7 protein-coding genes are annotated in these 12,774 nt (G+C 54.3%); 4 read left to right on the top strand and 3 right to left on the bottom strand.

All coding sequences use genetic code 11. The features are described 5' to 3' along the window. Positions 1-270 precede the first annotated feature (270 nt). Positions 271-723, top strand: a complete 453-nt coding sequence (locus tag B036_RS0104415) for a transposase (RefSeq protein WP_020567479.1) — start codon at positions 271-273, stop codon at positions 721-723. Between the two features lie 363 nt (positions 724-1,086). Here the strand turns inward: B036_RS0104415 and B036_RS0104420 are convergent, their stop codons facing one another. Continuing rightward, complete coding sequence (locus B036_RS0104420; RefSeq protein ID WP_020567480.1) at positions 1,087-2,271, bottom strand: class I SAM-dependent rRNA methyltransferase; 1,185 nt, start codon at positions 2,269-2,271, stop codon at positions 1,087-1,089. A 140-nt stretch (positions 2,272-2,411) separates the two neighbouring features. Here B036_RS0104420 and B036_RS0104425 point away from each other — a divergent pair, with 140 nt between their 5' ends. Then, complete coding sequence (locus tag B036_RS0104425) at positions 2,412-3,461, top strand: NAD(P)/FAD-dependent oxidoreductase (RefSeq protein ID WP_020567481.1); 1,050 nt, start codon at positions 2,412-2,414, stop codon at positions 3,459-3,461. A 231-nt stretch (positions 3,462-3,692) separates the two neighbouring features. Here B036_RS0104425 and B036_RS0104435 read toward each other — a convergent pair whose 3' ends face one another. Next, complete coding sequence (locus tag B036_RS0104435; protein WP_020567483.1) at positions 3,693-6,200, bottom strand: BamA/TamA family outer membrane protein; 2,508 nt, start codon at positions 6,198-6,200, stop codon at positions 3,693-3,695. Positions 6,201-6,244: 44 nt separating this feature from the next. Further along, positions 6,245-11,563, bottom strand: a complete 5,319-nt coding sequence (locus tag B036_RS0104440) for a translocation/assembly module TamB domain-containing protein (protein ID WP_157472035.1) — start codon at positions 11,561-11,563, stop codon at positions 6,245-6,247. Between the two features lie 153 nt (positions 11,564-11,716). Between B036_RS0104440 and B036_RS0104445 the strand changes: the two genes are divergently transcribed. Both B036_RS0104445 and B036_RS0104450 read left to right on the top strand, forming a co-directional pair. After that, entirely contained in the window at positions 11,717-12,316 is a 600-nt protein-coding gene (locus B036_RS0104445) for a CopD family protein (RefSeq protein ID WP_020567485.1), read from the top strand. A gap of 71 nt (positions 12,317-12,387) precedes the next feature. Continuing rightward, positions 12,388-12,708, top strand: coding sequence for a hypothetical protein (locus tag B036_RS0104450; RefSeq protein WP_020567486.1), 321 nt, complete (start codon positions 12,388-12,390; stop codon positions 12,706-12,708). Positions 12,709-12,774: the final 66 nt, after the last annotated feature.

The raw sequence follows: 12,774 nt of genomic DNA on the forward strand, positions 1-12,774 counted from the left end.
CTCGGAGTGCGCGAGAGGATGGGTAGGACAGCACCTTGGGGTGCGCTCGGGGACCTAGCACTTATCCCCGGGTTTGCCCGCTGCTTCGCAGCTTGCCACACCCGGGATTAAAGCGGTTTGATCCCTCCGGGATCACCCACTAAACGTTTGTATACGTTTATAAACGTAAGTATACGTATAAAAAACGACTCTTAGGAATAGCGGGTTGCTCTTTTGCCACTGGCGATACTGCCAGATGATGATCGTAAGAGATCGCAAAGTTCTTTCCTAATGAGTAGTACCTACATTCGTACCGTTTACCAGATAGTTTTTTCCACTAAGCATCGAGAGCCCGTTATGATCGGGGTCGGGCATCGAGAAAAACTCTTCAGTTACATGGGTGGCATCATAAAGAACCAACGCTGTATTATGTATCAGGGAGGAGGCGTGGAAGACCACCTTCACTTGATCATCGGTCTACATCCTTCTGTAGCGTTATCTTCCCTGGTTAAAGACCTCAAGCTGGCAAGTGCTCAATTCATTCGAAGTACTAAACTGTTTCCAGACTTTAAGCACTGGCAGGTAGGTTACGGTGCTTTCACCTACACGCCGGACGCCCTCCCTAACCTCATCCCCTACGTACAAAATCAGGTAAAGCACCATGACAAAGAAAAATCCGCCACTGAGCTCCGTCGTCTCCTCCAAGAAAACGGCATCGACTTCGATGAACGCTATTTCGAATAATCCCGATCCCGGAGGGATCAAATCGTTTTAACCCCGGATGGAGCCATCGACGTAGTCGTTGGCGGAATCCGGGGAGCGCGCTCCCCACCAGTAGCAACGAGCAGTATCCGGAAGACACAGACCACCCCAGTCACGAGTCCCCCCCCGAGGCATCCGCAGCCCACAGCGACGAGCGGTATCCGGAAGATACAGACCACCCCAGTCACGAGTCCCCCCCGAGGCATCCGCAGCCCACAGCAACGAGCAGTATCCGGAAGACACAGACCACCCCAGTCACAAGTCCTCCCCGAGGCATCCGCAGCCCACAGCGACGAATACTATCCGGGATGATGCAGCGAGGAGCAATATCCAGCGCGCCCTACATCAATCCACCCGAACTACCAACCCCTTCAAATACTCCCCCTCCTGGTGGTAAAGGTTCACTGGGTGATCCGCCCCCTGGCTGAGGTGGTGCAGTACGCGGCAATCACGGCCGGCTTCCAGGCCGGCAGCGACGATGGTATCGTAGAACAGCTGCCGTTCCACTACCCGGCTACAGCTGAAGGTAAAGAGGAGGCCACCGGGCTTAATGGCTTTCATCGCCCGGGCGTTGAGGCGCTTATAGGCCTGAACCGCCTTGTGCCGCTTATGCTTATTCTTGGCAAAGGCTGGCGGATCAACCACGATGATGTCGTACGGATCATCCGCAGAATGTTCTTTTAACCATTCCATGACATCGGCGGTGTGTGCCTCATGGCGGTCTTCGAAATCACCGTTACGGGCAACGTTGTCGTCGGTCAGTTCGATCGCGCTGCCGCTCAGGTCCACACTTTGCACCTGCGCGCCGTCGCCCAAAAGCGCATATACCGAAAAGCCACCCGTGTAGCAAAAAGTATTCAGTACCCGCTTGCCTTTAGCGTAGCTACCGAGCAACCAGCGGTTGTCACGCTGATCGAGGAAAAAGCCGGTTTTCTGCCCTCCTGCCACGTCTACCCGAAAGCGACGACCATTTTCCAGTACCACCACCTCAGTAACCTCATCACCGAGCAGTACGCCGTCTTCAGCCGGGTACCGATCTGGCAAAGTCTTCCCACTTTTATCGTAGATGGTCGACACGCCGTCCCCCAATAATTCCTTCAGCAGTCTAGCGATCAACTTCCGCTCGCGGAACATACCGATGCCGTGGCACTGGATCACTACCACACTTGCATACCGGTCCACGATCAGGCCGGGTAGCCCGTCCCCAGCCGCGTGAACAAGTCGGTAGGCATTCGTCAGCGGGTCGTCTACTAATCCGAGTTGTTTGCGCAAATCAAGCGCGGCACTCAATTTCGCTCGTAACAAATCTTCTATTGGCAATTGTTCCTCCCCGAAGTGTAGCAACCGCACGCGGATGCCACCAGACTGGTAATGGCCAAAACCCAATCGATCACCGTTAATGGCGTCCACCGCCACCAGGTCACCATCCTCGATGCCGTCTTCTTCAGACTTAATGGCACCGGAGAACACCCAGGGGTTACGGCGACGGATGGCACCGTCTTTTGCTTTGAGGAGGGTTAATTTTTTCATAGATCGCGAAGGTAGTAAAGGCGGAAGGGAGAAAGGGGAAAAGGGCCGAAGAAGTCCTTCCTGAATTACCTTTACCCTTGCTTCCTTGATTCCTTTCCCCTTTCCCCCTTTATTCTCTTATCCCTTTACCTCCCTCCTCCTTGAACTTCCTCATCATCGGCCAGGGCCTTGCCGGCACCCTAACGGGCTACCGCCTGGAACAGTCCGGCCATACCGTCCACTACGTCGACGCACCCAGACAAACCGCTTCCAGCGAAGTCGCTGCAGGCATCGTCAACCCCATTACCGGCCGTCGCTTCGTGAAGAGTTGGCGGATGGATGAGCTGTTGCCCGTTGCCAGATCGCTGTACCACGCACTGGAAGAAGAATTGGGGATAAAGCTCTGGTATGAGCAACCCCTCATCCGTAGCCTCCACCACCGGGGGGACCTCAACGACTGGCAGGCCCGCTCTGCCGACCCCGGCTACCCGGAATACATGGACGATGCTCCTGACGTAGGCCGCATCCCCGAACTGACGACATCGGTATTCGCCTACGCGGGCGTACGCCAGGCGGCACGGGTAGACGTGCCGGCACTTGTTAGCGCTTTCCGAAAAAAACTGGCGATGGAGGGGAGGTTTTTTGCTGAAGTGGTGGATTATGAGGAGATTATGGGGCTTTTGAAGGTGGCTGGGCGGACGCTCAAAGGTCCCTACGATCACCTCATTTTTTGTGAAGGCTGGCGGGCGCGCTTCAATCCCTGGTTCGGAGACCTGCCGCACGGCGGCAACAAAGGAGAGATACTAATCGTCAAAACGCAGGCCCCCATACTCGAACAAATGTTCAAGCACCGGGTATTCCTGGTCCCGCTGGCCGACGATACTTACTGGATTGGGGCGACCAGTGAAAACCAATTTACCGACGACTCCCCCACCCCGGCTAACCGAAACTTTCTGGCAGACCGCCTGGCGGAGGTGCTCACGGGTACACCCTACGAGATCGTCGGGCACCGAGCGGCCATCCGACCGACTGTCCGCGATCGGCGGATGTTCATCGGCACCCATCCGGACATCCCTCAACTCGCTATCCTGAACGGACTGGGAACTAAGGGTGCCTCACTGGCTCCGCTGGGCAGTCTTTGGCTGACGGAGCATTTGCTGGAGGGGAAGCCGATTCCGGAGGAGGTGGATATTCGGAGGTTTAACCGCTAAGGGCAAGTAATGGAAGGCGTGAATGGGAGAAGGTAAGAATGGGCTGCCGCTACTACTATTCGCGGCGGTGCACTTCGTGGATGCCTTCGGCGGTCACTTGCTCACCTTGAGGCTGGACGAAAGGCGTCTCGGCGGACAAGCGATTCCTTTTGCACACCTCAATTTAAAATTCTATTCATTGTAGACCGGATACTACGGGAAAGAGGCCGTAGCATTCTCTCATTCTCTCCTTTAAAACGGATAGCCAAACGCCACCACCAACCGAATATTATCCTGAGGCACATCACGGGCATTGGCAAAAGGCGGCACGAGTAAGGCTGCGTTTTCTGCATAAGGGGTTACCAAAGGTTTCGCCAAATCGATCCGCAGGACCAGGAACTGAAGGTCGAAGCGTACGCCTACCCCAGCGTCTACGGCAATATCACCGGAAAAAGCATCAGTTTTAAAGTCCGTTTCCAGTTCCTCCAGCTCGGTCTTGTACGTCCAAATATTCCCAAAGTCGGTGAAAGCCGCGAGCTCAATCAGCGGGTCAACGCGATAGCGTAACTCCACGCTGCCCTCTAACAGCAGGTTACCGTAACCACCAAAGGTCAACAGGTTATTGGCAAAGGGAACGGTACGGCCGGGGCCGACCTGGCGGGGCGCAAAGCCCCGCAAGCTGTTTGGCCCGCCGATGGAAAACAGGTCAAAGTATGGCACAATTGCCTTTTCACTGAATATTGGGAACGCAATTCCCCCATGAAATCGGGTAGCGATCTGCAGCTGCTTGCTCAGGGTCAGGTAGTACCTGGCATCCGTTTCCAGCAGCGGATAGAAACTCGTTTCCCGGTCCCGGAACTCGGACCCCGTCCCCACCGGAAAAACATTGTTCATATTCATGGACACGAACTGACGCAGAAAGAAAGAGTGTGTCGACAGTCCCTTCAACCGGGTATCAAGGTTATAGGTATAGTTGGGCGAAAAGACGAGCATTCGGTCGAAGCGGTTGGTTTGCGCGCCAGCGGCGCCCGGGGCCAGATTCACCTCCCGCGCCAGGTCCAACACTTGTTCGGTAGCAACAGAGGGGTTCTGTAACCGGATACTGAAAGGATTCAGGGAGTGGTTCTTCGTTACCCGACGGCGCCAGGTGTACCCGAATTGAAAACGTAACTGAGTGAGGCTAATCCTTTCCGTTGCGCTGGGATCTGCTTCAACCAGGTTCGCCAGCTCGGTCAGGTTGTTTTCGATAATTTCATTGTTGAACTGGATCAGGTTCATCTGCAGGTTCTCAATCTTACCTCCTATTTCTATTACTGTCCCGGAGGTAAAAACACGTGGAATGAGTTTCCTGCGGCTGGGCATCCAGAGTCGGGGTACCTGAAGCTGGGCGGTAAACCCGTACGTGCCGGCGCTGGGCACCCGTGCCGCCCCCTGATCTCCGAGGAATTGCGCTAAGCTGAATTCTCCTTCCAGGCGCAGCAATTCCGCACCACGTAATAGGTTCCGGTTCACGTAGGCGATCTTAGCACTCGGGCCAAAGTAATCGGCACTATTGTAAGAGATACCCAGTTCCCCTTCGAACCGGCGGCGGAGGCGCGGTTGCAAGTAGGCGTTGAGCACCAACAAACTGTCTGCACCCGGCACGGGGTCATAACTCATGGCAATGTACCGGAAGGTGTTGTAATCAGCCAGTCGCTGCAGGGTCTTTTTATGTTGCAACGGACTGTAAAGGTCTCCGGCACTCATGGCAAAGGCCTCATCCACAATTGAGGGGCGGAGAGGGCAGTCACGACAAATAACGTTGATGCCGTTGACCCGCGCAGTATCCAGTCTGCCATAATTACCCAAACTGTCCTCAGGTTCTGCATTGGAGTAGACGTTCACGTCTACTATGCGTTGCGGGTACAGATGGTTAAGGGGAACCCCTTCTTTTAGTTTAGCGAGTAAGTCCACCTGGTGATCCCCGGCAACCGTATCCGCCAGGAAGAAGAAGTCATCTCCTCTGGCATAATAATAACCAGCATTGCGTAAGGCTTCCTGCCAACGTTGGCGCTCTGCTTTGATCAGGTCCAGTTCGTACCGTTTTCCTGTCTTCAAAGCGGCGGTTTTCCGCATCGGGTTGATGATCCGGGCGATGGCACTGTCTCGCCAGTAATACCGTACCGAATCGATCAGGTAGGGACGGCCAACCTTGAGGTCAAAGTCGACGGAGATCGTACGGGCAGCAGCACTAGTATCCAGCTTCCAGGTAGCCCTGTTGTTGAAATACCCCTCGTTGCTTGCCCGGTTTTCAATCAGGCCATTGATCGTCTCCACCACCGTTTCATCGTAAAAGATCGGTTCTTCACCCCAGGGTGTTTTATCCTCGAATTTATCGGGCTTTTCGGCCAGCTTCTCCTGAAATTTATAGTACCGGTATATCGGGTAATACCCCAGTACCGGCACCTTCTTGTTCGTGTTATTATCCAGCACTGACTGAACTTCACCATTAAGTTCAGTAACATTTACCTGCGTTGGTGAGGTGATTTCAGCCGAGGAGCCATCGTAGAGGTACTTCCCATCGGGGAGGTATTTGGTGATGCTGCAGGAGGTAAGTAAAGGGAGCAGGAAAAAAAGAAGAAAGGGGGCGGGGCCGCAGGTGCGGAAAATGGTTTTGAAAAGCAGGGGCAGGCTGCGGGCCTCAAAGCGTCCCGCAAGGGACCCTTGAACGTCCATAGCCGGTCCTTGCCCCATTTCCATATTTTGAACACTATTACTCATTTTTTCTTTGGTTCTCCTTTAATAAGTCGTGTGAAGCATGTTGCTTACTCCTTTTCATCTTTCCCCCTAAACCACCGGATGCGGTCAAAGTCTTTCCCAAACGTCAGCCGGCCGCCAAAGCGAATTACATTACCCCCCACCAACGTATTCCGGTCTCGGTCGTTGAAGAATTTCAGCCGGAAAGATCCGTCTTCGTTGATCAGGTATTCAGCGGTGATGTTGTCCAGGTAGGTTTGCTGCGTCCCGGCCAGTTCGTCTTCGGCGGTGCCTGCTACGCCATCAATGCTGATCACGACCCGGTCGTCAAACAATGCTTTTCGCAGGCTGATGCGGAGGTTGGTCTGGGTTTTACCCCCTTCGTCCGCATAGCTGTCCAGACCAAAGTCAAGATCAACAAAGCCGACCAGTTGGTCCGCAAAGGTGTTGAGGTAATTACTCATCAGGTTGTTGAGGGTGGTAGACGCCAGGTTCGGCCCGCCGCCACCGGCATCCAGCAGTGGGATGTTGAAACTACCGAAGGCCAGCAGCTGGAACGCAGTGGTCGTCATCCGGCTCTGGTCCTGACGCAGGGTGGCCAGGGATTCCTCAACGCTGCTAAGGCCGAGGTTACCATAAGCATCTTCCGGATACACCACATTGGTGGTGATGTTACTGGCCTGCAGGTCACCCTTCAGCGTGATGTCGACATAAAAAGTTTGCTTCCGGCGCAGCCCGGACACGTCAACACCTTCTCCCTGAACTCCTTGTACCAGCGACAGCGGCGAGGTTTGTGCCAAGTGCCGGATGCGCAGATCCAGGCTGGGGTTCAGCAGGTCACCGTTGAAAGTTACGTTACTTCCGGCCAGTACCTCGAATTCTTTGTTGATGATGTTCTGGTAGATGAAATCGTACTTCCCGGTTACCAGCTCTACGCGGCCGGCCGCCTCCTGGCGGCCATCGGGGTAAATCCGCATCGTCAGGTCACCGTCGGCTTTGCCGGTGAAGGTTTGCCCCGTAACCGGATCTACGACTACGGTTACCTCCAGGTTAGGTTTTACCTCCAGGTCGAGGGTAAGGTCCATGCCAGCATTAAAGGTACCGGTGCCGGTATCCGCAGCCACCGTATCCCGGCGCAGCAGGTCGTTCCAGCGGTATTTTTCGGTAAAATCCATGATGCCTTCCGTTTCCACAAGCCCCTGCTGGAGGATCCGGTAGATATAGGTCACTTCTGATTCCCGACTGGTCGTTGCCGTCACGTCCACTATTGGCCGGATGGCGGTTCCGCTAATGTTGACATCGGCATCGACGTACATTTTTCCAAACCAGTCCTTATTGTCTTCGATGGTGGAGTTGATCGCCAGGAAGTCGTTGGCCCGCACCCGTAGGTCCAGAACGATGTCTTCCAAACTTTGCAGTTCAACTTTCCCCTGCACCCGCGCGCCGCCGCCCCGCGAATCATAAATGTTCCAATCGTTCCCGAAAGTAATCGTCGAATTATTGAATTTAATCGGCTGCTCGTCCAGGCGATATCGCTCCCCCAACAGACTGATGATGAGGCTGGCGTCATTGAATTTCAAGCTGCCATCCAGATCCGGCGCATCGATGGTTCCGCCAATATCGACCCGGCCGGTCACGTACCCCTCGCTCTTATTCAGGTAGCCCAGACTGAACGGCTCGGCGGCCGCCAGCTGCAATTTCGTAACGTCCAGCACCAGGTTCAGCGGACCGTCCAGCTCCACCGTGCCCTTCAATGTAGCGTTGTTCCCCGCTTCGTCAATACTGACGTCCACATTGTACGTCTGCTCGTTAGAACTTTTCACCTCCGCAACAACATCGCCTAGCAAGGTTCCGGCGTACTTCAACTGGTTGACCGATAGGTTGGATTGAATGCCCAGGTTCGTCAGCGCATTATCCAGCCCCACCGTTCCGTTCACGATACCCGCCGCCGTTTCCTCTTCGGAAAACAACAAACGGCTGGGCGTTCGTAAGTTGAAGTCTCCGAAGGTAATCACTACATCCCCCGGTTCCGTGGTGGTGGCCGAGAGGGACTGCCCATCATTGCGAAGCGCGAAATTTCGGATAATCAGCGACGGACCAGCAAGGGTAATCAGGTTATCCGAAGGCACCGTCCAGGTCTCAAAATTCAGGATCTGCTCCTCCTCCAACCGAATGGTAATCGTGTCAGATTCCGGATCGGTCACAAAGCCGAGGTAGTGCCGCAAGCTGTCTTCTTCGGTGTATAATTTGAGCTCCACCAGCATTTCGTCGTTCATGGTTTCACCGCTCAGGGACGTCCGGCCGAGTTCGACCTGGTCGCCATATTTGATATTGGCCCAGTCTGCTTCCCACACCAGGTCAACCGTATCACCAATGGCCCGGAAGGTAAGGTTACGCGCGTTGAGGCCGGCGTAGCTGATCTCCGGCAAATCCAGATTAACCAGTAAATCCGGGGTCCCGTCCCGGTATAAAAGAGAGGCGTTGAAGGGTGAGAGCTCCGTCAGGCCCGTGATCAACCCACCGGTCAGCGGCTGCGGCCGCTTGAGCTGCAGGGCAAAGTCCAGCATGTCCCCATTTTCGACCGGGTTGGGTTGCCGCAGGCTTTCGTCCCAGTAAGCCATAATGAATTGAATCATTTTCTCCGGCGTTTTCAGTGGGTCAAACACCCCCAAAAGCTCGGCATCAAGAACGTCAGATTTTACAAAAATTTCATTTTTCAGGTCATGAAGGCTAGCCGTTACTACGAAACTATCAACGTAACTTGATCCTTCATTGCCGCGTAATTTCACGGTGTCCAGCCGAACGTACCCTTCCATATTATAAGGATCGAGGCCAACCGACTTGGCGGTTAGCCGGCCTTCCAGTGTCAGCGGCACCTCGGTGATTTCCCACCGCTGCAGGTCAACCCGGTTTAGGTCGACTACGGCATTTATGGACGCTACGCTGTCGGGCCCGATGGTGTAGCGCCCTCTTCCTTTCGCCAAAAAGTCTGGATGCGTCAGGTTAAAATCCGCCTCGTAGTTCCCGTCTTGTACCAAGGCATTGAAGTCGGCCAGTTGCCCCCTTTTGTCTTCGCCAATGGTGGCATCGACAATGAGGTTCATGCTTGGCTCAAGCTGACCTTTCAATTTGGCCGTGATGTTGAGGGCGCCCAGTTCGAGCTTTGCCAGGCTGTCGCTCAACGAACCGGTAAACAAATCAGCCACCCGGACGTCCTGCACGGCAATACTCAGGTCGAGGTCTTCCGGGTTATAGCGGCCATCCAGCTGCCAGACCCCGTTGTCGGTTTCCAGCGGCACATCAAAGTTCAGGTTGGTTAAGGAGCCGGATATCCGAGCATTTCGAATGCGAAGGTCGGGCAGGTTCAGGTTTTCCGGCAACGTACTGTCGGGTAAAATCGACTTAATATCGGCGATGTTGACGGCCAGGTCGGAGATGGCCAGGTCCAGGTTCAGGTTGTCTGGCTCCAGGGCGTTTTTAATATTACCGTTGAGGCTGGCGAAGGTTCTTTCGCCGGGTAGGTTCAGCCGTAGATTGACGTCCAGGTCGTCCATCGGCCCGCTTACGGTTCCGCTGCCCCGGACGAAGTCCGGAATTTTATAGTCTTCCGGTAAGCTGCCCGGAGGTACGTAGGCAAGGATGGTAGCCCTGGTGGCCAGCAAAGTATCCAGCGCTACGTTCAGACTTGTTTGCGGAAAAGTTGTTACGCCGTTGATCACGCCACTAGTCTTGACCCGACTCATCAGGCCGTTGCCAAACTGGCGGTTTTCGATGGCGTAGAAATTCATTTCCAGGCGATCATTCCGGTAGTCGGCAGTGCCTTCGGCCACCACTTTCTTAGGCCAGTCGATATTGGGTGGTAGCATACCTTTGGGTACCAGCGGCAGTAAGGGGCCAGGCGTAATGCTGAACTCTGACAGATTAAGTCGGCCGGCAAGCCGTTCCGGATCAAGTGCATTTTCGACCCGGCCAGTGGCCCGCACCTTTATCCCGGGGCCGTTTAATTGTATCCGGCTAAGCTCCATTTCCGCCATGGTGCCGTTGGCCCGGACCGAAAATTTCAGCTGTTGCCCCAGGTTAGTCCCGATGACCGGTATGTCCGTCATATCGGGTGCTACCAGGGCGATGTCTTTGAGGCCCAGATAGCCGTCCAGCTGGAGGCGGGCAATCATATCGTTGAAGTCTCCGCCTGCGAATTCGTAATTAATGGCGGTATTATCGCTTTTCAACTCGGAATTTGAAGTGCGCAGCCAAAAGTTCTGAAGGCCTAGGAAACTGGGGTTGTAGACCACTGTCCCTTCGGTACGTTCCAGCGTCAGCCCACTCTTTTCTTTACCTGATAGTTGGCGCGCACGCAGGTGCAGAGAATCGACAATGTAGGCAATGTCCGTTAGCTCCGCCTCAACATTTGTTACGTCGAGATGTCCGTAGTCGATCCCCGGGCCCTGCAGGGGAGCTGTCGGCGTATCCATCCGAAAAGCAAGTTTACGGGTCTGAAACAGTTCTCCGGTAAAGGCCAGCGTATCTCCCAGCTTCAGGTCAGCACCTTCCAGATTAACGTAGGGCAAGCCGGTGGTGATGTCCAGCCCCTCCATTTTGAGGGCAAAATCAGTTTCTTTGATGGTAATACGGCCAGCCTTCAGTTGCATGGATGCCGCAGCGGTAGAGGTAGTGTCTATTGGTGTTTTACCAGCGCTTATTCCGATCAGGGCATCGGTACCATCCAGTTCCAGGTAGTTAATGTCGAAGATCTGCCGGTCAAGCTGGATACCGTTGATCTTTCCTGCCAGGCGCCGGCCTTCCACGTCGGCCAAAATTCCGGCGGGGTCATCCTGATAGTAAATGTTCAGGCGTTCCAGCAACAGTTCTGCGTCCGACGCATCGATCACCCATGGTGCAGCGGCGGAAGTAGTATCCGCAAGCACCAGCACGGAAGTAGTATCGGCTCCGGTGACCATATTACCGTCAACAGCGGTAGAATCCGTTGCGCCCATGTCCAGTAGGAACTGGATATTAGAAGTGGAATCCGTCGTGCGTATGTTGGCGAAAACATCTCGCAGGACCAGGTCGGTCACCTCTACCCGCGACTTTAGCAGCCCCCACATATTTATCCCTACTCCAAGGTGGCCGATGCGGGCAATGCTGTCTCCCGCAGGGTTATTTATGTAAAGATCTTCCAGTTCAATACGACTGGGAAAATCCAGGTCAAGCGTACCTATCCCCACATCCGTGCCCAGACTGGTTCGGGCAATTTTCTCCACTTCGCGCGCTACGCGCTGTTGCACGGCGGGGACTTGCAGGAGTACAAATACGGTGACCAGCAGAGCGATGACAATGCCAAAAAACCAAAGCACTGTTTTCAGCAATCGGCGAAGAAATATTTTCAAGGGGTTGTTTGGTTGATGTGGAGGTCTGCGGGTTTAACGCAATGAAGGAAGGCTGTGTTTGATTTGTTATCCTTACAATCATAAATCGGTCAATCTTTTCCTAAGACGTTCGGGGAAGGCAAAATCCTGCGCTCGTGGTTCTACCTTTGCCGCATGGACTTTATCCTCATTGCCAAAGCCCTCCACGTAGTCGGCTTCGTTTCCTGGTTTGCCGGCTTGTTTTATCTGGGTCGGGTACTCGTCAACCATGCCGATACGGAGAACATTGCTCCGCTGGCGGGGGATGATCCCGTTGCGGTTCGTAATCGATTTAAGCAAGACATCCTGCATGAGGAGTACAGTGCTACCGCAGCCCGGGTCTACAAAATAATCGTTAACCCGGCCATGATGATTACCTGGGTGGCCGGCCTGGTGATGATCGGCCTGAACCCGGGCTACCTCCAGTCGGGGACCGGCGGGTGGCTGCACGTGAAAATTCTGTTGGTCGTGCTGATGGTGGTCTACCAACTCTACACCAAACGCAAGATCATGCTACCGATGGCCGCCGGGCAGCGGCCCTGGACCGATTGGCAGCTCCGCCTCTGGAACGAGGTGCCTACCTTCTTCCTGGTGAGTGTCCCCTTCATTGCTGTATTTGGCAAAGTGGGGCAGCTTAATTACCTGTACCTGGCCATAGGCGTAGGAATCTTTTGCCTGCTGGTTTACCGGGGGGCGGTGGGGTATCGGAAAAGTCGTAGCAAAGAAATTCAATAGAAAATTTTCTATGTCGCAGGTGTAACACTCTCACGGACAGGAGCATACAGGGTAAACAAAACCCAATTCCTATGCCTGCTATTACTACAATAGTAACCGACTACAAAATCCGGGCACAAGCCAACGGTAGCATTTATTCCGTTATCGTAGACTGCTACCGCCACGGACAACAGGTTGGCTTCGTCTTTTTCGAACAAAACCGCACCGTTTCCGAGGCTTCCGTCACTGGAGGTACTCCCCGAATTGTCCTACGCTATCCAGTCGACCTGTTCGGCCCGATCGTAGATATGCTCCGCTACGAAAAGCCGATTATTATGAGCATTAATGGCAGCCACAACAGCGGATCCATCGGGACTCAGGGAGAACCCGTTGGAGATAATGAGCCAAGCTAGTTTTTCTCTCCCCGATGCAGGAGCAATGTGAAGCGCCGTTGTCCGATGGCTTTCTCATTGCTCCTC

The organism is Neolewinella persica DSM 23188, assembly GCF_000373105.1.
Taxonomy (GTDB): domain Bacteria; phylum Bacteroidota; class Bacteroidia; order Chitinophagales; family Saprospiraceae; genus Neolewinella; species Neolewinella persica.

Bases quoted from the DNA above. Each gene is read 5' to 3' on its own strand.
- B036_RS0104415 (WP_020567479.1), top strand. From the start codon at position 271: ATGAGTAGTACCTACATTCGTACCGTTTACCAGATAGTTTTTTCCACT.
- B036_RS0104420 (WP_020567480.1), bottom strand. From the start codon at position 2,271: ATGAAAAAATTAACCCTCCTCAAAGCAAAAGACGGTGCCATCCGTCGC.
- B036_RS0104435 (WP_020567483.1), bottom strand. From the start codon at position 6,200: ATGAGTAATAGTGTTCAAAATATGGAAATGGGGCAAGGACCGGCTATG.
- B036_RS0104445 (WP_020567485.1), top strand. From the start codon at position 11,717: ATGGACTTTATCCTCATTGCCAAAGCCCTCCACGTAGTCGGCTTCGTT.
- B036_RS0104450 (WP_020567486.1), top strand. From the start codon at position 12,388: ATGCCTGCTATTACTACAATAGTAACCGACTACAAAATCCGGGCACAA.